Here is a 24508-nt window from a genome sequence, read left to right as displayed (position 1 = left end):
ATGGGTGTTCAGCTGCCGGCTGGCGAGGTCGACTATCAGCCGGGGGGCGATAACCGTCTAATCAAATCTGCGCATAGGTGTATAGCCGCAGGATATAGGTCGTTTTTCGCTCGTCGCTACGGCCCTTTTGCCGTGCGGAGTCAGATGAAGAGCAGCGCCAGGCATAACCCCAGGCTATAGGTGCATGCCTTCTTTTGACTGGTCAGGATCGCCGGGTGCTGCGCACACTCGGCCCACCCAAAACAACGACAAGAAAGAGGTAGTCCCATGCGCAGCACTTCCCTGCTCGCCGCCCTCCCCCTGTGCCTGGCCGCTGTGGTGGCTCCCGTCGCCGAGGCTGCCTGGCAACCCGAGGGCAAGGTGGAGATCGTGGTCGCCGGTGGTCCCGGTGGCGGCACCGACCAGCTCGGCCGACTGATCCAGTCGATCATCACGCAGCACAGGCTGCTCGACGCCAGCACCGTGGTGATGAACAAGGGTGGCGGCAACGGCGCCGAGGCCTTCCTGGAGATGAAGATGGCCAAGGGCGAGGCGGACAAGCTGGTCATCGCCACCAACAACGTCTATCTGCTGCCGCTGACCGCCAAGCTCGGCTACCAGCTCGCCGACCTCACCCCGGTGGCGGCCATCGCCGAGGATGACTTCATCCTCTGGAGCTACGCCGACGCGCCCTGGAAGGACGCCCGGGGCTATCTCGACGCCATCAAGCAGGATCCGGCCGGCAAGCGCATGGGTGGCAGCCAGTCCAAGGACGTCGACCAGACCCTGACCCTGCTGCTCAATCGCACCGAGGGCACCAAGCTCACCTACATTCCCTTCAAGAGTGGCAGCGAGGCGGCGACCCAGCTGGCCGGCAAGCACATCACTTCCAACGTCAACAACCCCAGCGAGAGCCTGAGCCAGTGGCGCGGCGGCCAGGTGGTGCCGCTGTGCGTGTTCAGCCAGGCGCGCATGACCTATACCGCCAAGGTCACCGAGACCCAGGCCTGGTCCGACGTGCCCACCTGCAAGGAGCAGGGGCTGGGCATCGACCAGTACCGTTTCCCGCGCACCGTGCTCTTGCCGGGCGGGGTCAGCGAGGAACAACGGGCCTTCTATGTGGAACTGCTGCGCAAGGTCAGCCAGACGCCGGAGTTCAAGGCCTACATCGAGCGCAATGCGCTGGTGCCGACCTTCCTCGAAGGCCAGGCGCTGCAGGACTACATCGCCCAGGACACCGCACGGGTCACCCCGGTGTTCGAGGACGCGGGCTGGCTCAAGCGCTGATCGGCGCACCGACACAGGAGAGACGGCCATGGCCGGAGATTCTCTGATCACCACCCGCTGGGTGGAACTGGGGTTGGCGGCCTTTACCGCTGGCCTTGGCGGCATCGTGATGGTGGGCAGCCTGGAACAGGGTATCGGCTGGGGCGATGCCGGCCCCGAGCCGGGCTACTTCCCCTTCTACATCGGCCTGCTGCTGGCCCTGGCCAGTCTGGCCACGGCGCTGCAGACCCTGTGGCGCTGGCAGGCGCTGCGCACCAGCTTCGTCGAACGCGCCGCCTTCGGCCAGGTGCTGCGGGTGTTCCTGCCGATGCTGGCCTTCGTCGTCGCCCTGCCCCTGCTGGGCCTCTATCTGACGGCCTTCCTGTTCATCGCCTGGTTCATGGCACGGGATCGCCAGCGGCAAAGGCGCTACGGCGCCTGGCAGATCCTCGCCACCGCCGGCGGCGTGAGCCTGGCCAGCTATCTGATCTTCGCCCTCTGGTTCAAGGTACCGCTGGATGCCGGGCCCCTGGCCGACCTCGCCCGCCTGCTGAGGAGCCTGTCATGAGCGAATTCGACTCCCTGATGCACGGGATGGGGCTGATCCTGTCTTTCCATCACCTCGCCCTGATGGTGATCGGCGTGCTGCTCGGCATCCTGGTCGGGGTGCTGCCCGGCCTGGGCGCGCCCAATGGCGTCGCCCTGCTGCTGCCGCTGACCTTCACCATGAGTCCGACCTCGGCCATCATCCTGCTCTCCTGCATGTACTGGGGCGCGCTGTTCGGCGGCTCCATCACCTCGATCCTGTTCAACATCCCCGGCGAACCCTCGTCGGTGGCCACCACTTTCGACGGCTACCCCCTGGCGCGCCAGGGTCGTGCCGGCGAGGCCCTGACCGCGGCCTTCACCTCGGCGCTGCTGGGCGCCCTGGTCGGGGTGCTGCTGCTGACCTTCCTCTCCAGCCGCATCGCCGCCTTCGCCATGGAATTCAGCTCGCCGGAGTTCTTCGCCGTCTACCTGCTGGCCTTCTGTACCTTCATCGGCATGAGCAAGAATCCACCGCTGAAAACGGTGGCCGCCATGATGATCGGCTTCGCCATGGCGGCGGTGGGCATGGATACGGTGTCGGGCAATCTGCGCTTGACCTTCGACCAGCCGGCACTGCTGTCGGGCATCAGCTTCGAGGTGGCGGTGATCGGCCTGTTCGGCATCGGCGAGATCCTCTGCACCGTGGAGGAAGGCCTGGTCTTTCGTGGCGAGCAGGCGCGCATCACCCTGCGCACCGTGCTCGGCACCTGGAAACAGTTGCCGCGCTACTGGCTGACCTGGCTGCGCAGCGCCCTGGTCGGTTGCTGGATGGGCGTGACACCCGGTGGCCCTACCGCCGCTTCCTTCATGAGCTACAGCCTGGCGCGGCGCTTTTCGAAGAACCGCGAGGGCTTCGGCAAGGGCGAACTGGAAGGGGTGATCGCGCCGGAGACCGCCGACCACAGCGCCGGCACCAGTGCCCTGCTGCCGATGCTGACCCTGGGTATTCCCGGCTCCGCCACCGCCGCGGTGATGCTCGGCGGCCTGATGATCTGGGGCCTGCATCCGGGGCCGACCCTGTTCGCCGAACAGCACGACTTCGTCTGGAGTCTGATCGCCAGCATGTACCTGGGCAACGTGGTCAGCCTGATCGTGGTGCTGGCGACGGTGCCGCTGTTCGCCGCCATCCTGCGCATCCCGTTCTGCATCATCGCGCCGATCATCTTTACCGTCTGCGTGATTGGCGCCTACTCGGTGCACAACAGCCTGTTCGACGTCTGGCTGATGCTCGGCTTCGGCATCCTCGGCTATGCCTTCAAGAAGCTCGGCTATCCCATCGCCCCCTTGGTGCTGGCGGCGGTGCTGGGCGACAAGGCCGAAGACGCCTTCCGCCAATCGATGCTGTTCTCCGATGGCCAGCTGGGCATCTTCTGGTCCAACCCGCTGGTGGGCAGTCTGACCACCGCGGCGTTGCTGATGCTCTGCTGGCCGTTGCTCGCGCGGGGCCTGCAGGCGCTGCGCCTGGGCCAGCCGCGGGCCAAGGTACGGCCGTCGTGAACGCCCCGGCCTGGCGCGGACGCACCCCACCGACGCCAGGCCCGGGCTCATGCGCTACCCTAGCCGGCTCCCCTGCCCCAAGGTTCGCCAGCATGACGCGCATTCCCGATGCCCATACCATCCACAGCCGTCTGCGCCTGCGCCAGTTGCGGCTGGTGCTGGCACTGGCGGAATTCGGCTCGCTGCGCCGCGCCGCCGACGACATCGGCATGACCCAGCCGGCCGCCACCAAGATGCTGCACGAGATCGAGAGCCTGCTGGGCGTGGGGCTGTTCGAGCGGCTGCCGCGCGGCATGCGCGCCACGGCCTTTGGCGACACGGTGATCTACTACGCGCGGATGGTGTTCGCCGAACTCTCGGGCATGCGCGAGGAGCTGGTCGCGCTGGAATCGGGCAATCTGGGCCGGGTGGCGGTGGGCGCGATCCCGGCGCTGGCCTCGGGGCTGCTGACCCGCACCATCGCCACCCTCAAGCAGAGCCATCCGCGGCTGTCCATGTCCATCCAGGTGGATACCAGCGACGTTCTGGTCCAGGCGCTGCTGCAGGACCAGCTCGACGTGGTCCTGGGCCGCATTCCTACCGGGGCCCGCGCCGAGGAATTGCTGTTCGACAGCCTCGGCGAAGAGGTGCTCTGCGTGATCGCCGGCGCCCAGAATCCCCTTGCCCAGGCCACCCACCTCACCTGGGGCGAATTGCAGGAGCACACCTGGGTGCTGCAACAGCACCCCAGCCCGATGAGGGCCATCATCAACCAGGCCTTCCACGATGCCCGGGTCGACATCCCCGGCAGCATCGTCGAAACCACCTCCATCATGACCCTGCTGGCGCTGCTGCAGCAGACCGACATGCTCGGCGTGACGCCGCTGTCGGTGGTCAACGACTATCCCGGCCGGCACCTGCTGGCGGTGCTGCCCATCGCCTTCGAACCACGACTGCCGCCCTATGGACTGATCCGTCGCCGCCACCGGGTGCAGTCCTCGGCCATGCAGACCTTCATGGCGGCAGTGCGCAGCGAGCATGGGCGACTGCGCCACGACGACGCCTGAGCGGATGGCGACCGGCCTGGCCGCTGATCGCCCGAAACCCTTTGTTAGACGCCTTGCTTGGCCCGCCCCTTGCAAATTCCCCTGCAAGGCCGACCGCGATCGGCCAAGAACGAGTTCCGCTGCCCACCGACTATCCGCTGACTGCAGCCGCTATCCGCTGGCTGCAACCGGCAGGAAACAAAAGGGTGCGCGGGGCCACGCCTGTGTGCAAGGAGGTAACAATGACCCAAGACGTCACGCCCTCCGAAAGCGGAGAGCGCTTTCGCCAGACCCGGCTGTTCTGTTCGAGCAGCCTGCAATTTCTCGTGGCCGACCGGGATGCGGCCTGCCAGGGTGTCAGCAAGGTGTTCAAGCCCCATGAGCTGAAACCGGTGCAGCGCGGCGAGGTGGTCAGCGCCAGCCTGCACCACATCAGCCGCGGGCGACTGTCGCTCAATCGCCTGGAATACGGCACCGACGTCGATATCGATCCCCAGTGCCTGCAGGACTTCTATCTGGTCCAGATCCCGCTGACAGGAGGCGCCGACATCCATTGCGGCGCGGTGGATTTCCAGTCTTCGCCGCAGGTGGCAGCATTGCTGTCGCCGGAGTTGCCCGTGCGCATGAGATGGTATGGCGGCGCCGCGCAGCTGGTACTGCGCCTGGAGCGCGCCGACCTGGAGCATCACTGCGCCCAGCACCTGCCCCAGCAGGGTCGCCTGCCGCAATTCGATCCGCGGCTGGACCTGGGCCAGGCCGGTGGCGCCTACTTCCTGCAACTGCTCGGCCTGCTCATGGACGGCCTGGCCGATCCGGCGCATCCGATCCACCAGCCGCTGGTGCTCAAGCAATTCGAATCCTCGCTGCTCAATGCCCTGCTCTATGGCCAGCCGCATTCCCTGCACGGCCAGCTGGAAGGCACCCGCGAGCGCAATGTCTCGCCCTACTTCATCAAGCGCATCGAGGCCTATATCGCCGAACACCTGCACGAGCCGCTCAGCGTGGAAACCCTGGCCGAACATGGCGGCGTCAGCGTGCGCACCCTGTTCGCCGGCTTCCGCACCTATCGCGGCACCACCCCCATGCACTATCTGCGCGACCTGCGCCTGGAGCGGGTCAACGAAGAACTGCGCAGCGGCCGGGTGGAATCGGTGACGGACACCGCCTACAAATGGGGCTTCGCCCACCTCGGCAGGTTCGCTCAGGAATACAAGCGCCGCTACGGCGAGTCTCCTTCGGAAACCCGCCGCTTTCGCGGGGCGCTCTCCAGCTAGTTGAGACGCCGTCCCGCCAGGGTCTGCGACGGCGTCTCGCCGAACGCCTGGCGGTAGTCGCTGGCGAAGCGCCCCAGGTGCTCGAAGCCCCAATCCAGGGCGATGCGCGAGACGCTCGCGCCGTCACGACGCGCCAGCAGCAGGCGCCGCACCTCTTCCAGCCGTAGCCGCTTGAGATAGGCCATGGGCGGCTGGCCGTGATAGCGGCGGAAGCTGGCATAGAGCTTGGACCGGGATACGCCGGCCACGCGCTCCAGACTCTCCAGCGAGGGATTCTCCCGCGCATGGGCTTCGAGATAACGCCGCGCCCGCAGGAGAAACTCGGGATAGCCCGTCCCTACGCCTTCCTCCAGAGCCGCGGAGTAGTTGTGCGGCTGGGCCAGCAGCAGGCCCTTGAGCAGCATCACTTCCAGGTCGTTGGCCAGTGCCGGCTGGCCGTAGAGCGCCTGGACAGCGCTCCAGCCGTCCAGCAATTGGCGCACCCCCTGCCACCACGCCGCGACCGCCGGGCGCGCCAGTTCCATCTCGCCGGCAAAGCTCAGGGGCGCCGCCAAAGGCCGGCCCAGCAGGCCCTCCGCCACCTCCTGTAGGGCTTCGCGGCGGATCACCACCTGCAGCTTGAGGCAGTCGGCGGCCATGTCCAGCCGCTGCCATTCGTGGGGCGCGACGACCATTCCGCACTGGCTGTCGGAACGTATGCGCGCGCCGCGTCTGGCCAGCGACTGGCGCCCCTGCAGCGGCAGGCTGAGGCTGTAGGCATCCAGGGCGTCGATGCCGATCTGCACCGCGGCGCCATAGCCGATCCGCCCCAGCACCGTGGCTCGGCCCGGCAGTCGCAGTCCTTGGTGATGGAAACTCAATTCGGCGCCGCTGCGGGTTTCCAGGCGATGCGGACCGGCCACCGCGCTCATCCAGCGACACGCCTCGGCGACCTGGCCACTGTGCGTCTGCACCTCGAAATTCGTCTGCTGCATGCTGGGCTCCTCCGCTGGCTGGTTCCATGCTGCACGCCGCGTGCCGCCGCCACTATCCGCAGAGTGCAGGCCAGTCCGGCGAGCGAAAAAATCCGGCTAGCGATCAGTGAAAAAGCGGATAGAGGGGTTGGGGTGGCGGGGCTTCAATCGAGGTGAGTCTCACCCTAGAGGACACCCCTGATGAGCACCCGCAGCATTGCCCAATGGCAGGATTACATCCAAGGTTGCCTGGACTTCCGTCCGGCCGACGGCGTCTATCGCATCGCCCGCGATCTCTTCACCGAACCCGAGCTGTTCGAGCTGGAAATGGAGCTGATCTTCGAGAAGGTCTGGATCTACGCCTGCCACGAAAGCGAGATCGCCAAGCCCCACGACTTCGTCACGATGCGCGCCGGCCGCCAGCCGCTGATCATCACCCGTGACGGCAACGGCGAGCTGCACGCGCTGATCAACGCCTGCCAGCACCGTGGCGCCACCCTCACCCGCGTGGCGCGCGGCAACCAGTCCACCTTCACCTGCCCCTTCCACGCCTGGTGCTACAAGAGCGACGGCCGCCTGGTGAAGGTCAAGGCGCCGGGCGAGTACCCCGATGGCTTCGACAAGGCCACCCGCGGCCTGAAGAAGGCGCGCATCCAGAGCTACAAGGGCTTCGTCTTCGTCAGCCTGGACACCCAGGGCAGTGATTCCCTGGAAGACTACCTGGGCGACGCCAAGGTCTTCTTCGACATGATGGTGGCCCAGTCCCCCACCGGTGAGCTGGAGATCCTGCCGGGCAAGTCCACCTACACCTACGACGGCAACTGGAAGCTGCAGAACGAGAACGGCCTCGACGGTTATCACGTCAGCACCGTGCACTACAACTACGTCTCCACCGTGCAGCACCGCCAGCAGGTCAACGCCGAGAAAGGCGGTGCCAGCAGCACCCTGGACTACAGCAAGCTCGGCGCCGGCGATGCCGAGACCGACGATGGCTGGTTCTCCTTCAGGAATGGCCACAGCCTGCTGTTCAGCGACATGCCCAACCCCACGGTGCGCCCCGGCTACGCCAGCGTGATGCCGCGCCTGGTCGAGGAATACGGCCAGGCCCGCGCCGAGTGGATGATGCATCGCCTGCGCAACCTCAACATCTACCCCAGCCTGTTCTTCATGGACCAGATCAGCTCCCAGCTGCGCATCGTGCGGCCGGTGGCCTGGAACAAGACCGAGATCATCAGCCAGTGCATCGGCGTCAAGGGCGAGGCGCCCGCCGACCGCACCAACCGCATCCGCCAGTTCGAGGACTTCTTCAACGTCTCCGGCATGGGTACGCCCGACGATCTGGTGGAATTCCGCGAGGCCCAGCGCGGCTTTCAGGCCCGCCTGGAGCGCTGGAACGACATCTCCCGCGGCCATCATCGCTGGACCGCCGGCCCCACCGTGAACAGCGAGGCCCTGGGCATCCAGCCGGTACTCACCGGTACCGAATTCACCCATGAAGGCCTCTATGTGAACCAGCACGGCGCCTGGCAGCGCTTCCTGCTCGACGGCCTGGCCAACAAAGCCCTGCAACCGACGGAGGTGTCGGCATGAACCCTGATCTGCAATACGCCGTGGAGCAATTCCTCTATCGCCAGGCCGCGCTCTGCGATGCCCAGGACTGGGACGCCTATCTGGCGCTGTTCGAGGCCGACAGCGTCTTCCACCTGCCGCAATGGATCAGCGAGCACGAGTACGTGACCGATCCCACCCAGGGTCTCTCCTATATCTACTACGCCGACCGCTCCGGCCTGGAGGACCGGGTGTTCCGCCTGCGCACCGGCAAGTCGGCCGCCTCCACGCCACTGCCGCGCACCCTGCACCAGATCAGCAACGTACGCGTCGCCCGGGCTGACGACGGTCTGCTGGAGGTGCGCGCCGGCTGGCTGACGCTCTATGCCCGCCACGGGGTGTCCGAGCAGTTCTACGGCCAGGTGACCTATCACCTGCGCGAGGTGGACGGCGACTTTCGTATCGCCCGCAAGCAGGTGCTGCTGCTCAACGACGTCATCAACTCCGTACTCGACTTCTACCATCTCTGAGGCCACCGCCATGAGCCACAACGTCGCTCTGAGCTTCGCCGACGGCAAGACGCTGTTCATCGCGGTGAAGCCCAACGAACTGCTGCTGGACGCGGCCCTGCGCCAGGGCATCAGCCTGCCGCTGGACTGCCGCGAAGGCGTCTGCGGCACCTGCCAGGGGCGCTGCGAAGCCGGCGCCTACAGCCAGGATTACGTCGACGAGGAAGCCCTTTCCGAGCGTGACCTGGCGCAGCGCAAGATGCTCGCCTGCCAGACCCGGGTGACCTCCGACGCCGCCTTCTATTTCGACCACGACTCCAGCCTCTGCCACGCCGCCGAGCCCGAGCGCATCAGTGGCCAGGTGATCTCGGTGGAGCTGGTCTCGGCCACCACCGCCATCCTGCACCTGGACGCCAGTTCTGCCCCCCGGCAGCTGCAATTCCTCCCAGGCCAGTACGCGCGGCTGCGTATCCCCGGCACCGATGACTGGCGCGCCTACTCCTTCGCCAACCGGCCCAATGCGCAGAACCAGCTGCAATTCCTCATCCGTCTGCTGCCGGATGGGGTGATGAGCAACTTCCTGCGCGAACGCTGCCAGCCGGGCCTCAACCTGGAACTGGAGGCACCCCTGGGCAGCTTCTATCTCCGCCAGGTGGAGCGGCCGCTGGTGCTGGTGGCGGGCGGCACGGGCCTGTCGGCCTTCCTCGGCATGCTCGACGAGATGGCCGAGAAAGGCGGCTGCGGCCAGCCGGTGCGGCTGTTCTATGGCGTCACCCAGGAGCAGGATCTCTGCGAGGGCGCCCGGCTGGAGGCCTACCGCGCGCGCATCGCCGACTTCGACTACCAGCCCGTGGTCAGCCAGCCGGGTCCGGCGTGGCAGGGCCTCAGCGGCTATATCCCCGAGCACTTCGACCGGCGCTTCCTCACCGACCAGGCCTGCGACCTCTATCTCTGCGGCCCGCCGCCCATGGTCGAGGCGGTCAAGACCTGGCTCGACCAGCAGGGGTTGGGCGAGGAGACGCGGCTGTATAGCGAGAAATTCCTGCAGAGTGCGTCTACGCGTTAACGCTGCGCTGCCTCTTTCAATAAGCCCGACAGCTCGCCTGCCGGGCTTATTGCTTTTTAAGGTTGGGCTGAGACAGCCTTGCCGTCGAAACCCAACAGGCACGAATCTTCCTGCAGCCTCTATCTGGTTCCACCGCTTGGCCCGGAGCGCCCGGCGAACCCTTTCTGTTGAGCTTCGTTGCGCTCACCCGACTGGCCGCGACCCATGGCAGTTCTGAGAAAGCTGTTACCAAGGTGAGGGCTTCAGATTGATCAGGATCTTGCTAAAACCTTGAAAGACGAACACCTGCTCCGATAGCCCCCTCTCCCCTCGGGAGAGGGTTGGGGTGAGGGCACGCATCGCGACGGATTCCAGTGGAAAAGGCTGCGCCGTTTTCCACGCTACGGTTATCGACGTCTACAGAAGTGAGTGATGCCGTAGGAGCGGTCGCAACGGCGGACCGCCATGGCCTCAATGAGCCGGAGGTTGGAATGAGACGGCGCAACCGTCCAAGACCAATAGGACCATAACCTCCGGCGCCACCCCGCATCGTCTGCCGCTATATCTGAACCACCTGGACACGCCCTTGGTTGAGCTTACCGCCCAAACGCCGTGCAAAAAAAAGCCTGCCATCCCCGGCAGGCTTGAAAGTGGACGAAGGGAGCTGAACTCCGTCCGGTCAGAAGTGGTGGATGTAGCGCACCTGCACCCGGCTGCCTTCGGGACGGTTCTCCGCGTCCTGCTCGAAGTAGGCGTTGGCCACCAGGTGGTCGTTCTTGGAAAAGCTGTACATGCCGCCCGGGCCGATGGCCCAGACCTGTTCGCGCCGACCGGAGACGTCGTGGCCGTCGACCTGGGTGTCGGTGATCTGCTTGAGCCAGTAGCCGTTGATGCCCAGGCGCAGTTGCGGGGTGACGGCGTATTCGGTGGCGAAGTTGGCGTGCAGCGCCTGGCCGGCCTGGATGTCGGAGACATCGCCGAAGGCATAGCTCGGCTTGTCGTTCTTGAAGTTGTAGAGGTAGTGGGCGCGCACCGAGACGGTCCAGTTCGGGGTGAACCAGTAGGTGGCGGCCCAATAGGGGTCGAACGACCAGGCATGGTTGCCGGGATTGATGTCCTTGTCGCGGTCGTACTCGCCGGTGGGCACGTTGATCTGGAACTCGACACGCTGGACGAACCGCGGGCCATTGGCGCCCATCACCGGATCGAACTGGATGAAGGGTCCTATCAGCAGATCGCCCACGCCACCCTGGTCCTTGAGCGCCGCGTTGTTCAGGCCGTCGTCGACCTTCATCCGCGTCACCACCGGCAGCAACATGTTCAGACCCAGGTTGCCGTTGCCCAGGCGCAGGTCCGATACGTAGCTGAGCTGGGTCACCGATACCTGGTAGTCCAGCTTGGTCTTCGGCAGCCCCAGCTTGTCACCGTTTTGATCGGTCAGCCGATGGCTGCTGTAGTTCTGGAAATACTGCTGCAGGTACCAGCCGTTGCCCGCAGGCAGACCGCCGTCGAGAAAGCTGGTGAGGCCGAGGTTGACCACCGGCAGGTCATAGGCCTGGGCGGTTCCGGCAACCAGGGCACCGGCGAGGGAAAGATAGCGAATCCGGGTCATGCAAGGCTCCTTGAATACGGCTGTTCGTGCTCGCGAAAGGCAGATTCGAAAGGGCAGCGCCCGCCGATCGAGTGGAATCGACGGGCGCTGCCGAGGCTCAGGCGCTCAGCGCCGGATGCGCGCTGGCGACCCGGTACTGGCCGGCGTGGAAGACCAGCGGTTCTCCGCCGCTGTGTCGGTAGTGCTCGATCTCGCCAAGGAAGATCAGGTGGTCGCCACCCTCGTACTGGACGTGGTTGCGGCAGATCAGGGTGGCCACCGCCTCCTCCAGCAACGGCACGCCAGCGGTGCCCTCGACGTGGGCGATACCGGCGAACTTGTCCTCCGCCGGCCGCGCGAAGTGGCCGGAAAGCTGGTGCTGGTCGCTGCCCAGCACATGGATGGCGAAGTGGCTGGCGGCGAGGAAGTCCGGCAGGCTCGGCGCCTGGCGGGCCAGGCTCCAGAGCACCAGCGGCGGCTCCAGGGACACCGAGGAGAAGGAATTGGCGGTCATCCCTACCTTGCGCCCGTCACGGCCGCGGGTGGTGATCACCGTGACGCCGGTGGCGAATTGCCCCAGCAGGTTGCGCAGCGCCCGCGGGTTGGCCGGGTCGGCGGCGATGAGATCCAGCGCGTCTATCGTCATGGTGGGCTCCTCAGGCAGCCTGGTTCAGGTGTTCACGCAGGAAGCCCTGGCAGGCCTCCGCTTCGAACCACCAGGGGGCGAAACGGCGGGGATCGTCGAAGGCGTTGACGATGCGCGAGGCGATGGCGTGGGACTGGCTGGCGGCGCCGAGCAGATCGAGGATGTGCGGTGGTGGCGGGGTCAGCAGGCTGTTGGTCCACTTCACCACCTCGCCGGCATAGTCCCAGTAGCGCTCGAAGGTCCGGTGCATCCAATCCGGGGTGAAGGCGGCATCGCCCTGGGCGAGGATGGCCTCCAGATAGACCTTGCTGCACTTGGCGGCATTGTTGGAGCCCTGGCCGGTGATGGGATCGTTGACCACCAGGGCGTCGGCCATGCCGAACACCGGCCGGCCCGAGGGCAGGCGCAGCACCGGCTTGCGCACCATGGGGGTGAAGCGCCCGGCCAGCACGCCACCGGCGTCGGTCAGCTCCAGATTCTGGCAGCGCTCGGCCTCCCAGGGCGCGAAGCGGCGGACGATCTCCAGGCTGCGCTCCAGGTGCTGTTCCGGCGAGGTGACGTCCTGCCAGCAGTCCATGGGGCCGCCGGGGATACCTTCGAAGACCATGATCTCGCAGGGTCCGCTCAGGGTCAGCGCGGGGAAGACGAAGTACTCGCCCACGCCGGGGACGAGGTTGAAGGCCACCCGCGAATAGGGCGACATGGGCGTCATGCCCTTCACGTAGGTCAGCGCCAGGGCGCGTTGCGGCTGCTGGAAGACGGTGCGCTCGGTATCCCGGGCGAACAGGTTGACCACCTCGCCCTTGCCGGCGGCCAGCAGGGTCAGGTCGTGGCTGGCACTCAGGGTTTCCAGCTCGGCCAAGCCGACGTCCTGGATGATCAGCTCGCCACCGCGGCGCTCGAATTCGTCCATCCAGGCCGGCATCTTCAGGCGCTGGTCCACCGCCTGGGCATAGCGCTCCAGGCGGGCGCTCCACTGGAAGGCGGGACGGTCTGGGTGCACGGGATCGGGGACGGCCAGGCCGATGCCTTCCACCGCGGGGCATTGATCTTCCCAGAAATTCAACCCCAGGTCGCGCTCGGTCTGCAATGAGGTGTTGAACATGCACTGGCTGGACATGACCTTGCCAGCGCGCACCTGCTCGCCGGTGCGGTTGGTGGTGAGGGTGACATGGTAGCCCTGGGCGAGCAGGCCCAGGCCCAGTTGCAGGCCGGCCTGGCCGGCCCCGACGATGGCGATACGACGCATGGAGGTTCTCCGGGGAGTCGAGTTGCGGGTGGGGGTGAAGCCGTTGAACAGGCGCCAGAAGGGGTTCTGCATGGCATCACTCCCGTTCGGCGAGGCGTGGAATGGCCGGCTGGTTGCGCTCCGGTCCCATGACCGAATAACCACCGTCCACGGCGTAGTCGGCGCCGGTGACGAAACTCGCCGCCGGCGACAAGAGGAAGGCGACCACCTGGGCCACTTCCGCCGGCTCGCCGAGGCGGCCGAGCAGATGGAAGTCGGCGGCGACGCGGTCGGCGTGAGCGCGATCCCCGCCGCTGACCTCGGCGATCACCCGCGACCAGGTCCAGCCCGGCGACACCGAGTTGACGCGGATGCCGTCCGCCGCCAGGTCCAGCGCCATGCTGCGAGTCAGTTGCTTGAGCGCCGCCTTGGACACCGGGTAGAGCCAGCGACCGGTCTGGGCGCAGTCGGCGGAGATGGAGGTGAAGTTGACCACGGCCCCGCGCCGCGCCTTGAGGTCGGGGTGCAGCGCCTTGGCCAGCATCACCGCCGACACCAGGTTCACGTCCAGCGCCTTGAGCCAGTCGCCGCGCGACGACTCCAGGCCATCGTCGAGATAGGTACAGGCCAGGTTGACCAGGCCGGCCACTGCGCCGAAGCGTTCGCGGATGGCGGCTACCGCGAGCGCCAAGGCTGCGTCATCGGTCAGGTCCACGGTCTGGAAGAAGGCCGCATCGCCGAGCACCTCGGCACCGGCCGCGCCATTCGGGTCGATGTCCAGCAGGGCTACCCGGGCGCCTGCCGCGACCAGCGTCTCGGCCACCGCCTGGCCGATCAGGGTGGCGCTGCCGCTGATGACCACCGTCTTGCCGTCGAGGGAATGCAGACTCATGGCCTCACTCCTCGATGGACTTGCCGGCGCTGGAAGCCCAGCTCGGCATCAGGGTGTTGGATGGCAGCGTCTCGTCGAGCAGCTTGTGCGCGGTCTCGGCGCCCGCCACCGGTAACCCCTGGGGGTCGAGCAGGCCGATCTGCACCAGCACGCTGGCCTGATCCCAGTAGATGTGCTCGTGGTAGAGCTTGGGTCCGCGAAACTTCACCACCCCCAGCATGGGGATCTCGACATGGCGGCCGGTCGGCGCGACGCCCGGCAGCATCCAGTCGATGGCCTCGTCGTGGGTGAAGCTCATGACGAATTCGTCGACGATCTGCGAGGCACCCACGGTGCGCGAGATCGGCGTGAGCTTCATGTCCTTGGGATTGCCATGCACGAAGTGATAGCGATAGAAGCGCGCTAGCTCGCGATAGCCGACCCCGCCGGTCATGGTCGGGATATGGTTGACGTAGGGCTCGGGCACCATGGTAGCCATGGTCGCCGGCACGTCGCGGGTATCGAATTCGTGGCGGATATGTTCTTCCCACAGCGCCGAGAGGTTGTAGTCCGGGCCGATGGTGCGGCGTAGCGCGGCGATGGTGCGCTCGTGGGCCAGCAGCGCGGCGGGCTTGTCGTAGTGATGGCCGCCCGGCCGGGCGAAGGCATGGTCGACGCCCGGATAGACATAGCCTTCCGTGGCCGGCACCGTGGCCAGGGCGGCGAGGATGGCCTCCCGCGCCGGTTCCGGACAGAACTGGTCGGCTTCGGCGAAGTGCAGGACCAGCCGGCCGCGCAGTCCTTCCAATTCCCCCAGGGCCTTCTCGATACCGACGCCGTAGTAGCCGACGGCGCAGGCCACCTGGGGCAGTCGACAGGCTGCCAGGTAGGCCAGCTTGCCGCCCAGGCAGTAACCCACCACACCAAGGCCGGCGTCGCTTACCTCGGGACGACTGCGCAGATGGTCGAGGGCGGCGCCGATGTCCACCACGCCCAGTCCCTCGTCGAAGGCCTGGTAGTGACCGAAGGCCTTTTCGAAATCCTCGGGGGTGTAGCCCAGTTCGATGCGCGGCGCCTGGCGCCAGTAGAGGTCCGGCACCAGCACGCTGTAGCCCTCCTCGGCCAGTTGGTCGGCCACGGCGCGCATGGCGGCGTTGACGCCGAAGATCTCCTGGCACAGGACGATGCCCGGACCGCGACCGTCGATGGAGGGCACGAAGTAGGCGTCGAAGGCGCCGGACGGCGCAGGTACGTGGATATAGGATCCGGTCATCGCAAGAGACTCCAGGTTGCTCAGGTCTGGAATCATCTTCGGCGCGGTGCGCGCTGCGGGGCTGTCCGCAGACTGCCGCGACCATCCCCTTGGCGCAGCTAATTACGCGGCGGCCGCCACCCGGGCGTCGGGCAAATCCCGCCCAGGCCACGGCTGGTCGGGGCTTCAGGCCTGTTGCGCAGCGGTCTCCTGCACCAGCGCCAGACAATGCGCCAGCAGCGGCGAGCGATCGCCGGCCCGGTAGCTGATGACGATGGGCGAGACCGCCTGAGTATCGCTCAGGGAGACGTAGTCGATGTCGTCGCGGTGCAGCCGGCGCACCGAGGCCGGCACCAGGGTGATCCCCAGTCCGGCCGCCACCAGGCCGATGGCCGTCTGCAATTCGTTGGCCCACTGCGCCACGCGGATGTTCACTCCTTCGCGAGCGAACAGCGCCAGCACGTGGTCGGCATAACTGGGTCGTGGCGCGGAGGGATAGAGCACGAAGGGCTCTTGCGCCAGGCGTGCCAGACTCACCGGCGCGCCCAGCAACGGATGCCCGGCCGGCAGCACCGCCACCAGCGGGTCCTCGTGCAACACCTCCTGTACCACCGCGGCATCCTCGATGCGGATGCGACCGAAACCGATGTCGATGCGTCCGCTCTTGAGCGCCTCCACCTGCTGCAGGGTGATCAGCTCGGACAGCCCCAGCTCCAGCCCGGCATCGGTGCGCAGTCGGCGGATCAGTTCCGGCAGGGCGCCATAGAGGGTGGACGGCGCGAAGCCGATGCCCAGCCAGCGCTTGCGCCCCTCGGCCACCCGCCGGGTGCCGTCGCGCACCTCGTCCAGCTGCGCCAGCAGCCGACTGCCGTGTTCCTGGAAATAGCGCCCGGCCTCGGTGAGGCGCAAGGGCCGGCCGCGCTCCAGCAGGCTCACCCCCAGCTCTTCTTCCAGTTGCTGGATCTGCCGGCTGAGCGGCGGCTGGGCCATGTGCAGGCGTTCGGCCGCGCGGGTGAAGTTGAGGGTCTCCGCCAGGACCAGGAAGTACCTCAGATGCCGCAGCTCCATCATACCTCCAGGGTATCGTAGAACACGCAACGGATATTGGACTGCCGGGGAGGCAACTCGCAAGCTGAAAGCCGTCCCTACAAGAACGCGCGGCAACGACCGCCCCTGATGGATTTGGCCCATGATCAGCATCGAACGCCTGGACACCTGCCTCGTCGACCTGCCCACCATCCGCCCGCACAAGCTGGCCATGCATACCCTGCAGCGGCAGACCCTGGTGCTGTTGCGCCTGACCTGCAGCGACGGCAGCCAGGGCCTCGGCGAAGCCACCACCATCGGCGGCTTGGCCTACGCCGGGGAGAGCCCGGAAAGCATCAAGACCAACCTCGATACCTATCTGGCGCCCCTGGTGATCGGCCAGGACGCCGACAACCTCAATGCCGTGATGCAGCGGGTCGAGCGCAGCGTGCGCGCCAATACCTTCGCCAAGTCGGCCCTGGAGACCGCTCTGCTCGACGCCCAGGGCCAGCGTCGCGGCCTGGGCATCGCCGAACTGCTCGGCGGCCGGGTGCAACAGGGGCTGGAGGTGGCCTGGACCCTGGCTAGCGGCGACACCGGCAAGGACGTCGCCGAGGCCGAACGCATGCTCGACCTGCGCCGCCATCGCCATTTCAAACTCAAGATCGGCGCGGCCGAACCGGCCCGGGACATCGCCCACGTGACAGCCATCAAGCGCGCCCTGGGCGATCGCGCCAGCGTGCGGGTCGACGTCAACCAGGCCTGGAGCGAAGGTGTGGCCTTGCGCGCCTGCCAGGCCCTGGCCGACGCAGGGGTGGAGTTGATCGAACAGCCGGTGCCGCGCCATGACGTCCAGGCCCTGGCCCGGGTCAGCGCCCGGAGTCCGGCGCCGGTGATGGCCGACGAAGCCATCGAGAGCCTCCCCGACGCCTTCGCCCTGGCCCGTGCCGGCGCCGCCCCGGTGTTCGCCCTCAAGATCGCCAAGACCGGCGGTCCTCGGGCGGTGCTCAAGGTCGCCCACCTGGCGCAGGCGGCCGGAATCGGCCTCTATGGCGGCACCATGCTCGAAGGCAGCATCGGCACCCTGGCCTCGGCCCATGCCTTCGCTACCCTGGAGCGGCTGGACTGGCACAGCGAACTGTTCGGTCCACTGCTGCTCACCGAGGACATCCTCGTCGAGCCGCCGACCTATCGCGACTTCCAGCTGCTGCTACCCCAGGGTCCCGGCCTCGGCGTCAGCCTCGACGAAGACCGCCTCGCCCATTTCCGTCGCGATCGCAGCAGCCTCGCCGTCGCCACTGCCTGATCACGCCCCGTGGAGGATTCACCATGCTGTTCATGGTCCGCATGACCGTCAAACTGCCCCACGACCTGCCTGCCGCCGACGCCACGCGACTCAAGCAGGCGGAAAAGGAACTGGCCCAGGAGCTCCAGCGCCAGGGCACCTGGCGCCACCTCTGGCGGATCGCCGGGCTCTACGCCAACGTCAGCATCTTCGACGTGGCCGATACCCAGGCGCTGCACGATACCCTGCTGCAACTGCCGCTCTACCCCTATATGGAGATCGAGGTCACCGCCCTGTGCCGACACCCCTCCTCCATCCACGCCGACGACCGTTGATTGGCCGCCCATAACAACAACACCGAGGATCGCTCCATGACCCTAGCCCTTTCCCAGACCGCCGATGTGCAGAAGTTCTTTGAAGTCGCCAGCGGCTTCGAGCAGGACGCCGGCAATCCGCGCCTCAAGACCATCGTGCACCGTATCCTCACCGACAGCATCCGCATGATCGAGGACCTGGAGGTGACGCCCGAGGAATTCTGGCAGGCGGTGAGCTACTTCAACGACCTGGGCGCGCGCCAGGAAGCCGGACTGCTGGTCGCCGGCCTCGGCCTGGAGCACTATCTGGATCTGCTGCTGGATGCCCAGGACGAACAGGCCGGCCGCACCGGTGGCACCCCGCGCACCATCGAAGGCCCGCTCTATGTGGCCGGTGCCCCTCTGTGCGAAGGCGAAGCCCGGCTCGATGATGGCCAGGACGCCGGCGTGCCGCTGTTCATGACCGGCCAGGTGCGCGACACCGAGGGTCGCCCGCTGGCCGGCGCCCTGGTGGACGTCTGGCACGCCAACACCGGCGGCACCTATTCCTACTTCGATCCGGCGCAGTCCGAATTCAACCTGCGCCGACGCATCCGCACCGACGCCGAGGGCCGCTACGCCTTCCGCAGCATCGTGCCCTCCGGCTACGGTTGCCCGCCGGACGGCCCCACCCAGCGCCTGCTCGACGGCCTCGGCCGCCATGGCCAGCGCCCGGCCCACATCCACTTTTTCATCTCCGCTCCCGGCCATCGCCACCTGACCACCCAGATCAACCTGGCCGGCGACAAGTACCTGCACGATGACTTCGCCTACGCCACCCGCGACGAACTCATCGCCGACATCCGCTTCCACGAGGATGCCGACGCCGCCCGTGCCCGTGGCCTCGACGGCAGCCAGTTCGCCGAAATCGACTTCGACTTCGAATTGCAGCCCGCCGAAGAACCCACCGCCGAGCAGCGCAGTGCCCGCCCGCGCGCCCTCGAAGAAGCCTGAAGGCACCCTGTCCTCATCGGTCCGCCGGTGAGGACAGGTCCATCGATTGCCCCACCTGTCCTGCTTGGGCATAGTGAACCGGCCTGCCAGACGCCGGAGTCACCCACCATGCCCGTCCTGTCGCCCCTCGTCCGCCCCTCTGCCTGCCGGGGTCGCCCATGACCCAGCGCACCATGCTGCTCACCGGTGCCAGTCGCGGGATCGGTCACGCCACCGTCAAGCTGTTCCGCAGCCTGGGCTGGCGTCTGCTCACCGTCTCCCGCCAGCCGTTCTCCGAAGAATGCGCCTGGCCGGAAGCCCGCGACGCGCACATCCAGGCCGATCTCGCCGACCTCACCCAGATCGATCGCCTGGTCGCCACGGTCCGCGAGCGCCTGCCCAGCGGCAAGCTGGATGCCCTGGTCAACAATGCCGGCATCTCGCCCAAGGGGCCGGATGGCGGTCGCCTCGGGGTAGCCGCGTCGGATGCCGAGACCTGGACCCACGTCCTCAACGTCAATCTGGTTTCCACCGCCCTGCTGGCCCGCGCCCTGCTGCCGGAGCTTGAAGCCGCTCGAGGCAGCATCGTAAACGTCACCTCCATCGCCGGTTCGCGGGTGCATCCCTTCGCCGGAGTGGCCTATGCCGCCTCCAAGGCAGGCCTGGCCGCGCTGACCCGGGAACTGGCCCATGAATTCGGTCCCCGTGGCATCCGCGCCAACGCCATAGCACCGGGCGAGATCGCCACTTCCATCCTCTCGCCCGGTACCGATGGCCTGGTGGAAGCCGAGGTCCCGCTCAAGCGCCTGGGTACCCCCGACGAAGTGGCCGAGACCATCTACTTCCTCTGCAGCGAACGCTCCTGCTACATCAACGGTGCCGAGATCCATATCAACGGCGGTCAGCACGTCTAGTTGGCGCCTGTGACCGAGGGCAGTCCGCCTGGATCAATGGCGGGCGGCTCGAGTCACCCACCCGGTTAGCTGAAGAAGACGCCGTGCAGGGAACAGGTCCGTTCTTAACCTGCACTAAATGTTATGTTATAACGTGTTATAAAGTTCTGGAGCATCCTCTACAGGGACGCGCCCGCTCTACGACCTACCCTAGCCGTGATGACCATGACGACCCCAGCCAGCTTCCCCAGCCAGAAACTCCCTGTCACCGTGCTCTCCGGCTTTCTCGGCGCCGGCAAGACCACCCTGCTCAACCATATTCTCAACAACCGCGAAGGCCGGCGGGTGGCGGTCATCGTCAACGACATGTCCGAGGTCAACATCGACGCCGCCCTGGTCCGCGACGGCGGCGCCGAGCTGTCGCGCACCGAGGAAAAGCTGGTGGAGATGAGCAACGGCTGCATCTGCTGCACCCTGCGCGAAGACCTGCTGCTGGAAGTCGAACGCCTCGCCCGCGATGGCCGCTTCGATCAGCTGGTCATCGAATGCACCGGGATCTCCGAGCCGCTCCCCGTGGCCGAAACCTTCACCTTCGCCGGCGAAGACGGGCGCTGCCTGGGCGACGTCGCCCAGCTCGACACCCTGGTCACCGTGGTGGATGCCTTCAACTTCCTGCGCGACTACGCCTCCACCGATCTGCTGGAATCCCGTGGCGAATCCCTCGGCGAGGAAGACGAGCGCACCGTGGTCGACCTGCTGATCGAGCAGATCGAATTCTGTGACGTCCTGGTGGTGAACAAGCTGGACCTCATCGGGCCGGCGGAACGTGATCGGCTGCTGGCCATCCTGCGCAGCCTCAATCCCCGCGCACGACTGGAACTGGCGAGCTTTGGCGCCGTACCGCTGGAGCGGGTGCTGCAGACCGGACTCTTCGACTTCGACAAAGCCGCCCAGGCGCCGGGCTGGCTGCAGGAGCTGCGCGGCGAACATACCCCCGAGACCGAGGAATACGGCATCTCGAGTTTTGTCTATCAGGCCCGCCGCCCCTTCCATCCCGAGCGCTTCTTCGCCCTGGTCGAGGGGGAATGGCCTGGCGTGATCCGCTCCAAGGGCTACTTCTGGCTGGCTAGCCATCCCGCCCATGCCGGCACCTGGTCCCAGGCCGGCGCCGTGGCCCGCCATGGCGTGGCCGGGCGCTGGTGGGCCGCGGTACCGCCCGAGCAGTGGCCGGAGGATGAAGAAACCGTCGCCCTCATCAAGGAAAAATGGCACGAGGGCGTCGGCGATGCTCGCCAGGAACTGGTACTCATCGGCATGGACATGGACGAAGCCGCCCTGCGCGCCCGCCTGGATGCCTGCCTGCTGACCGACAGCGAACTCGCCGCCGGCCCCGCGGCCTGGATGTGCTTGCACAACCCCTTCAGCGACTGGCCCCAGGCCACCGATCCGCACTGAAGCGAGCCCTGCCCATGAACGCCATCCTCCCCGATGTCTCCCTCAGCGAGACCGCCACCCTGCCCGCCGCCCTCGACTGGGTCGGCATGCAGGGTATCGACCTGCCGATCCGCCTCGGCCACGCCGATCTCGGCGGCCTGTTGCCCGCCAGGGCCGACGTCCAGGTCGACCTGCCCGCGGCCACCGCCAAGGGCATCCATATGTCCCGCCTCTATCAACTGCTGGATCGCCTGGGCGGCGAAGCTCTCCTGACGCCAGAGCGTCTGCGTCTGCTGCTGAGCGGCATGGTCGCCAGCCACCGCAGCTGCGATTCCCGCGCCGCCCGCCTGCGGCTGGACTTCGCCCTGCTGATCCGCCGCCCCGCCCTGGTGACCGCCGAGCTGAGTGGCTGGAAACGCTATCCCGTACGCCTGGAAGCCAGCTGGGTAGCCGGCGCTTTCAAGCTCAGCGCGCGCGTCGAGATCCTTTACGCCTCCACCTGTCCCTGCTCCGCCGCCCTGTCCCGGCAACTGATCGAACGGGCCTTTCTGGCCGAACACGGGACCACCACGCAGCTCGATCCCGCCACCGTCGCCCACTGGCTGAGCCGTCACGCCTCCCTGGCCACCCCGCACAGCCAGCGCAGCCTGGCCCGGGTACGGATCAGCCTGCCGGCCGGGGCAGTCGACTTCGGCTTGCTGCCCCTGATCGACCAGTGCGAACAGGCCCTGGGCACGCCGGTGCAGACCGCCGTCAAGCGCGCCGACGAACAGGCCTTCGCCGCGCTAAATGGCAGCAACCTGATGTTCGTCGAGGACGCCGCCCGCCGCCTGCTGGTCGCCCTGCGTGACAGCTACCGGGACGTGAGCCTCCAGGTGCGCCATTTGGAGAGTCTGCATCCGCACGATGCGTCCGCCTGGGCCTCCAGCTCGCCCGCTTGAACAGGGCGTCTCTGCAGCTTTCCTTTCAAAACGGCCGCTTTACCGCTTTACTGCAAACGAAGCGGTCGCTCTGGACGGCCACTCCCTCTCTCTCGATTCAGGAGCGCTTCTCGATGAAATCCCGCCTTACCGCAGCAGCCATGACCGTTTTGCTGAGTGTCCTCGCCACAGGTGTCGCGCTGGCCGAAAGCCCGGTGGAAAAGAGCATCCGCCAGGACGGCCGGGATGTGAGCAAGGACGCCCGCCACGACCGCAAGGAAGTCGACAAGGGCGCGGCCCATGCCGCCGACGAAGCCGACCGCACCGATACCCATCTGGACAAGGAACGCCACCGCGAAGACAAGAAGGTGGACAAGGAATACAAGAAGACGCTGTAGCCCGCCCGGGTCGGGGCAGAGCCCGGGGACTGTCTTATCATTGAGCGCTGTGCCTTCCCTTGAGGCTGCGTGAGTCCCCGCCACTGAAAGGCAGGTAATCCCCTGGCCTGCCTACCCCACTGATAAGCGTGCCAGGCGCATCCACCCGGCTGCGGAGCCCGGCAATCGACTCGTGGCCATCCAGATATCTAGTGACCTGCATCACATTATTTTGGCATGACGGAGCTGATGGCTTAGACTGCGCGCCTCTCGAAAAAGGAGTTTCGCATGAAGCCGTCCCATCTCTTGTTCATCACCTTCGCTGCGCTGCAACTGGCCGGTTGCGCCATCGGCCAGAAGATCGACTACCGCCAGACCGCCCCGCAACTCACCGTCAAGGCCGACAAGCCGGTCGCCGTCGCGGTACTCGATGAGCGCCCCTATGTGGTCGCCCAGAACAAGGACGCCACCTACGTCGGCAACATCCGCGGTCTCTACTACAACCCCTGGAGCGTCCGCACCTACAGCGGTAGCCCCCTCTCCGCCGACCTGCAGGACGCCGTGCAAAAGGCCCTGGCCCGCGCCGCCATCACCGCCATGCCCAGCCAGGCCAGCGACCGCGCGCCCCAGGGCCAGAAGCTGCTGGTGCTGAAACTGCGGGAGTGGAAATCCGACGCCTACATGCGCGTCCGCTTCGACTATGACGTCATCACCCAGGTCCTCGACGACCAGGGCAAGCTGCTCGCCAGCGACGAGATCAAAGGCAGCGGCCCGACCAACAACGTCATCCTTTCGGGCACCCAGGTCCTGACCAACGCCATCGACGCACCGGCCATCGCTGCCGCCCTGGCCAAGGGCAACACGCCCTGACTGGGACGCTGCTCCTCGGTCTGGAAAAAGCCCGCTTCGCGCGGGCTTTTTCATGTCCAGATACTGGAACTGGATCCGCAGCGGAGCATATCGCACCGCCATCGATACGAACGCCGGGGCGCACGAGGGGTTTCAGCCGAGTTGCAGTCATCGGCGGCGGTGGCATGTGGGAGCAGGAAGACCGGAGTACAAAGTCGTCAGACAGGATACCGGTTTCGCGCTGAATAGCGACGCCTTACCGCGGTGACGGGAGCCAGGGTTGATCGTGAAAACCTAATGCCTCCGCACTTCTGCCGCCTGCGGTTGTCAGACCACCTCATTCGACGTGGACCCGGGCTAGGCAAGCAACATGAATGCGCCTGTGAAAGAACAGAAGGTAATCAATGCGATTGCCATAGGAACTTGCGTAGCAGCAATGGTCTTGCTGTTGAGCTTCGCTGAAGCCACAATCGCGGCCAATAGCTGGGTGCCGCAGCCCAGTACCGAAACTGAAAAGGATATTTCAGTTGCGCTATCAATTGACAAGGACAGTGACGCTCTTCGAGTCGAGGCCCCACGGCCGGCTAAATAGCGTCCCGCTCAAATCTGCACTCATTCGTCCACGATCGCTGGCCAGCGATCAGGGCCTACTGGCGCTCACCCTGGGTGCCATGTGTATCGGGTTGGCAACCATCTTTGTGGTGGCCATGGTGGCCTGCTGACGATGGCGCGTGACCAGGGTCGTCAGCTTGCGGATGACCGATAGTTTGACGATGCTTGGCACGTCCTGACTCAGGCCGTTCTGCCTGCTCATCTCAAAAGGCAGTTCCCCACGATCGCACTCAGCTCAGCCCTGGCTCTCGTTCGGGGGCCAGGGTTGCCGCGATGCTCACCCTCATCAAGTCCAGGGCTATAGAAGGTCAGGCATCGGCGCTGTTCCGAAAGAACTTCGGAACTGCTCTTTTTTCTCGCCCGAGCGCTCTTGAAATTCGACCCTGCAGACAGCAAAAAGCCCCGTAAGAACGGGGCTTCGCAGATGGCGGAAGCGCAGAGATTCGAACTCTGGGACCCTTGCGAGTCGGCGGTTTTCAAGTTTCCCGGAGCGCAGCCTTACAGAGCCTTACCCTCCCTCCGTAAGCAATACAAAGCCATACGTCTCAAGGCTT

At 66.3% G+C, this 24508-nt stretch carries 23 protein-coding genes and 1 tRNA gene; 16 read left to right on the top strand and 8 right to left on the bottom strand.

All coding sequences use genetic code 11. The features are described from left to right. Positions 1 to 267 precede the first annotated feature (267 nt). The 5 genes from POR01S_RS13705 to POR01S_RS13685 all read left to right on the top strand — a co-directional run bounded on the left by POR01S_RS13705 (position 268) and on the right by POR01S_RS13685 (position 5629). On the top strand, positions 268 to 1266 hold the full coding sequence (locus tag POR01S_RS13705; protein ID WP_042136469.1) for a tripartite tricarboxylate transporter substrate binding protein: 999 nt from the start codon (positions 268 to 270) through the stop codon (positions 1264 to 1266). Between the two features lie 28 nt (positions 1267 to 1294). Further along, a complete protein-coding gene (locus tag POR01S_RS13700) occupies positions 1295 to 1813 on the top strand; it encodes a tripartite tricarboxylate transporter TctB family protein (RefSeq protein WP_042136467.1) in 519 nt (172 codons plus the stop codon). Next, the gene (locus tag POR01S_RS13695; RefSeq protein ID WP_007162332.1) at positions 1810 to 3330 is read left to right on the top strand and encodes a tripartite tricarboxylate transporter permease; all 1521 of its coding nucleotides are present in this window, start codon (positions 1810 to 1812) and stop codon (positions 3328 to 3330) included. Before POR01S_RS13700 ends, POR01S_RS13695 begins: the two co-directional genes overlap by 4 nt. Positions 3331 to 3422: 92 nt before the next feature. Further along, positions 3423 to 4376, top strand: coding sequence for a LysR family transcriptional regulator (locus POR01S_RS13690; RefSeq protein WP_027601125.1), 954 nt, complete (start codon positions 3423 to 3425; stop codon positions 4374 to 4376). A 221-nt stretch (positions 4377 to 4597) separates the two neighbouring features. Then, positions 4598 to 5629, top strand: a complete 1032-nt coding sequence (locus POR01S_RS13685; RefSeq protein WP_042136465.1) for an AraC family transcriptional regulator — start codon at positions 4598 to 4600, stop codon at positions 5627 to 5629. Here POR01S_RS13685 and POR01S_RS13680 read toward each other — a convergent pair. Further along, positions 5626 to 6603: an AraC family transcriptional regulator gene (locus POR01S_RS13680; protein WP_042136462.1), complete on the bottom strand. Its 978-nt coding sequence runs from the start codon at positions 6601 to 6603 to the stop codon at positions 5626 to 5628. The two genes, POR01S_RS13685 and POR01S_RS13680, sit on opposite strands and share 4 nt — an antisense overlap. Before the next feature lie 180 nt (positions 6604 to 6783). Here POR01S_RS13680 and antA point away from each other — a divergent pair, with 180 nt between their 5' ends. The 3 genes from antA to antC are packed head-to-tail and all read left to right on the top strand — an operon-like array spanning position 6784 to position 9705. Next, entirely contained in the window at positions 6784 to 8172 is a 1389-nt protein-coding gene (gene antA, locus POR01S_RS13675; RefSeq protein WP_037007555.1) for an anthranilate 1,2-dioxygenase large subunit, read from the top strand. Continuing rightward, the gene (antB, locus tag POR01S_RS13670; RefSeq protein WP_042136460.1) at positions 8169 to 8660 is read left to right on the top strand and encodes an anthranilate 1,2-dioxygenase small subunit; all 492 of its coding nucleotides are present in this window, start codon (positions 8169 to 8171) and stop codon (positions 8658 to 8660) included. The genes antA and antB overlap by 4 nt, the downstream gene beginning before the upstream one ends. Positions 8661 to 8670: 10 nt before the next feature. Next, positions 8671 to 9705, top strand: a complete 1035-nt coding sequence (gene antC / locus POR01S_RS13665; RefSeq protein WP_042136458.1) for an anthranilate 1,2-dioxygenase electron transfer component AntC — start codon at positions 8671 to 8673, stop codon at positions 9703 to 9705. A 658-nt stretch (positions 9706 to 10363) separates the two neighbouring features. On the opposite strand, the gene POR01S_RS13660 is transcribed toward antC, so the two are convergent. From POR01S_RS13660 to POR01S_RS13635, 6 genes are all read right to left on the bottom strand, one after another. Continuing rightward, positions 10364 to 11296, bottom strand: a complete 933-nt coding sequence (locus tag POR01S_RS13660; RefSeq protein ID WP_042136457.1) for a SphA family protein — start codon at positions 11294 to 11296, stop codon at positions 10364 to 10366. A gap of 97 nt (positions 11297 to 11393) precedes the next feature. After that, positions 11394 to 11921, bottom strand: coding sequence for a flavin reductase family protein (locus tag POR01S_RS13655; RefSeq protein ID WP_042136456.1), 528 nt, complete (start codon positions 11919 to 11921; stop codon positions 11394 to 11396). Positions 11922 to 11931: 10 nt separating this feature from the next. Next, a complete protein-coding gene (locus tag POR01S_RS13650; RefSeq protein ID WP_042136493.1) occupies positions 11932 to 13170 on the bottom strand; it encodes a styrene monooxygenase/indole monooxygenase family protein in 1239 nt (412 codons plus the stop codon). A 76-nt stretch (positions 13171 to 13246) separates the two neighbouring features. Then, on the bottom strand, positions 13247 to 14041 hold the full coding sequence (locus POR01S_RS13645; RefSeq protein WP_042136454.1) for an SDR family oxidoreductase: 795 nt from the start codon (positions 14039 to 14041) through the stop codon (positions 13247 to 13249). A 4-nt stretch (positions 14042 to 14045) separates the two neighbouring features. Next, positions 14046 to 15293 carry a dienelactone hydrolase family protein gene (locus tag POR01S_RS13640; protein WP_042136452.1) on the bottom strand — a complete coding sequence of 416 codons (1248 nt, stop codon included), beginning with the start codon at positions 15291 to 15293 and terminating at the stop codon, positions 14046 to 14048. A gap of 165 nt (positions 15294 to 15458) precedes the next feature. After that, complete coding sequence (locus POR01S_RS13635) at positions 15459 to 16340, bottom strand: LysR family transcriptional regulator (RefSeq protein WP_027601134.1); 882 nt, start codon at positions 16338 to 16340, stop codon at positions 15459 to 15461. Between the two features lie 121 nt (positions 16341 to 16461). On the opposite strand from POR01S_RS13635, the gene POR01S_RS13630 reads away from it, so the two are divergent. The 8 genes from POR01S_RS13630 (at position 16462) to POR01S_RS13595 (ending at position 23363) form a co-directional block, all read left to right on the top strand. Continuing rightward, complete coding sequence (locus tag POR01S_RS13630; RefSeq protein WP_042136449.1) at positions 16462 to 17604, top strand: muconate cycloisomerase family protein; 1143 nt, start codon at positions 16462 to 16464, stop codon at positions 17602 to 17604. A gap of 23 nt (positions 17605 to 17627) precedes the next feature. Further along, positions 17628 to 17918 (top strand): muconolactone Delta-isomerase, encoded by a 291-nt coding sequence (catC, locus tag POR01S_RS13625; protein WP_042136448.1) that lies wholly within the window; start codon positions 17628 to 17630, stop codon positions 17916 to 17918. 36 nt (positions 17919 to 17954) lie between these two features. Further along, positions 17955 to 18890 carry a catechol 1,2-dioxygenase gene (gene catA, locus POR01S_RS13620; RefSeq protein WP_042136491.1) on the top strand — a complete coding sequence of 312 codons (936 nt, stop codon included), beginning with the start codon at positions 17955 to 17957 and terminating at the stop codon, positions 18888 to 18890. Positions 18891 to 19048: 158 nt separating this feature from the next. Beyond that, a complete protein-coding gene (locus tag POR01S_RS13615) occupies positions 19049 to 19783 on the top strand; it encodes an SDR family NAD(P)-dependent oxidoreductase (protein ID WP_007162330.1) in 735 nt (244 codons plus the stop codon). 198 nt (positions 19784 to 19981) lie between these two features. After that, positions 19982 to 21217: a zinc metallochaperone GTPase ZigA gene (zigA, locus tag POR01S_RS13610; RefSeq protein WP_042136446.1), complete on the top strand. Its 1236-nt coding sequence runs from the start codon at positions 19982 to 19984 to the stop codon at positions 21215 to 21217. 14 nt (positions 21218 to 21231) lie between these two features. Then, the gene (folE2, locus tag POR01S_RS13605) at positions 21232 to 22137 is read left to right on the top strand and encodes a GTP cyclohydrolase FolE2 (RefSeq protein WP_042136444.1); all 906 of its coding nucleotides are present in this window, start codon (positions 21232 to 21234) and stop codon (positions 22135 to 22137) included. A 113-nt stretch (positions 22138 to 22250) separates the two neighbouring features. Then, positions 22251 to 22514, top strand: coding sequence for a hypothetical protein (locus tag POR01S_RS13600; protein ID WP_042136442.1), 264 nt, complete (start codon positions 22251 to 22253; stop codon positions 22512 to 22514). A 267-nt stretch (positions 22515 to 22781) separates the two neighbouring features. Next, entirely contained in the window at positions 22782 to 23363 is a 582-nt protein-coding gene (locus tag POR01S_RS13595) for a YajG family lipoprotein (RefSeq protein WP_027601141.1), read from the top strand. 1016 nt (positions 23364 to 24379) lie between these two features. Here the strand turns inward: POR01S_RS13595 and POR01S_RS23700 are convergent. Further along, positions 24380 to 24472, bottom strand: a tRNA-OTHER gene (locus tag POR01S_RS23700). Between the last annotated feature and the right edge of the window lie 36 nt (positions 24473 to 24508).

Source organism: Pseudomonas oryzihabitans NBRC 102199 (assembly GCF_000730625.1).
Classification (GTDB): domain Bacteria; phylum Pseudomonadota; class Gammaproteobacteria; order Pseudomonadales; family Pseudomonadaceae; genus Chryseomonas; species Chryseomonas oryzihabitans.
The sequence above is the reverse complement of the archived record's forward strand: the minus strand, read 5'-3'. Positions and strand labels throughout refer to the sequence as shown.

What these genes read in the sequence shown, in the direction of transcription:
- antB (WP_042136460.1), top strand. Translation starts at nt 8,169, where the DNA reads ATGAACCCTGATCTGCAATACGCCGTGGAGCAATTCCTCTATCGCCAG.
- POR01S_RS13595 (WP_027601141.1), top strand. Translation starts at nt 22,782, where the DNA reads ATGAAGCCGTCCCATCTCTTGTTCATCACCTTCGCTGCGCTGCAACTG.
- POR01S_RS13630 (WP_042136449.1), top strand. Translation starts at nt 16,462, where the DNA reads ATGATCAGCATCGAACGCCTGGACACCTGCCTCGTCGACCTGCCCACC.
- POR01S_RS13660 (WP_042136457.1), bottom strand. Translation starts at nt 11,296, where the DNA reads ATGACCCGGATTCGCTATCTTTCCCTCGCCGGTGCCCTGGTTGCCGGA.
- catA (WP_042136491.1), top strand. Translation starts at nt 17,955, where the DNA reads ATGACCCTAGCCCTTTCCCAGACCGCCGATGTGCAGAAGTTCTTTGAA.
- antC (WP_042136458.1), top strand. Translation starts at nt 8,671, where the DNA reads ATGAGCCACAACGTCGCTCTGAGCTTCGCCGACGGCAAGACGCTGTTC.
- antA (WP_037007555.1), top strand. Translation starts at nt 6,784, where the DNA reads ATGAGCACCCGCAGCATTGCCCAATGGCAGGATTACATCCAAGGTTGC.
- catC (WP_042136448.1), top strand. Translation starts at nt 17,628, where the DNA reads ATGCTGTTCATGGTCCGCATGACCGTCAAACTGCCCCACGACCTGCCT.
- POR01S_RS13600 (WP_042136442.1), top strand. Translation starts at nt 22,251, where the DNA reads ATGAAATCCCGCCTTACCGCAGCAGCCATGACCGTTTTGCTGAGTGTC.
- POR01S_RS13655 (WP_042136456.1), bottom strand. Translation starts at nt 11,921, where the DNA reads ATGACGATAGACGCGCTGGATCTCATCGCCGCCGACCCGGCCAACCCG.
- POR01S_RS13645 (WP_042136454.1), bottom strand. Translation starts at nt 14,041, where the DNA reads ATGAGTCTGCATTCCCTCGACGGCAAGACGGTGGTCATCAGCGGCAGC.
- POR01S_RS13650 (WP_042136493.1), bottom strand. Translation starts at nt 13,170, where the DNA reads ATGCGTCGTATCGCCATCGTCGGGGCCGGCCAGGCCGGCCTGCAACTG.
- POR01S_RS13635 (WP_027601134.1), bottom strand. Translation starts at nt 16,340, where the DNA reads ATGGAGCTGCGGCATCTGAGGTACTTCCTGGTCCTGGCGGAGACCCTC.
- POR01S_RS13705 (WP_042136469.1), top strand. Translation starts at nt 268, where the DNA reads ATGCGCAGCACTTCCCTGCTCGCCGCCCTCCCCCTGTGCCTGGCCGCT.
- POR01S_RS13700 (WP_042136467.1), top strand. Translation starts at nt 1,295, where the DNA reads ATGGCCGGAGATTCTCTGATCACCACCCGCTGGGTGGAACTGGGGTTG.
- POR01S_RS13695 (WP_007162332.1), top strand. Translation starts at nt 1,810, where the DNA reads ATGAGCGAATTCGACTCCCTGATGCACGGGATGGGGCTGATCCTGTCT.
- POR01S_RS13640 (WP_042136452.1), bottom strand. Translation starts at nt 15,293, where the DNA reads ATGACCGGATCCTATATCCACGTACCTGCGCCGTCCGGCGCCTTCGAC.
- POR01S_RS13615 (WP_007162330.1), top strand. Translation starts at nt 19,049, where the DNA reads ATGACCCAGCGCACCATGCTGCTCACCGGTGCCAGTCGCGGGATCGGT.
- zigA (WP_042136446.1), top strand. Translation starts at nt 19,982, where the DNA reads ATGACCATGACGACCCCAGCCAGCTTCCCCAGCCAGAAACTCCCTGTC.
- POR01S_RS13690 (WP_027601125.1), top strand. Translation starts at nt 3,423, where the DNA reads ATGACGCGCATTCCCGATGCCCATACCATCCACAGCCGTCTGCGCCTG.
- folE2 (WP_042136444.1), top strand. Translation starts at nt 21,232, where the DNA reads ATGAACGCCATCCTCCCCGATGTCTCCCTCAGCGAGACCGCCACCCTG.
- POR01S_RS13685 (WP_042136465.1), top strand. Translation starts at nt 4,598, where the DNA reads ATGACCCAAGACGTCACGCCCTCCGAAAGCGGAGAGCGCTTTCGCCAG.
- POR01S_RS13680 (WP_042136462.1), bottom strand. Translation starts at nt 6,603, where the DNA reads ATGCAGCAGACGAATTTCGAGGTGCAGACGCACAGTGGCCAGGTCGCC.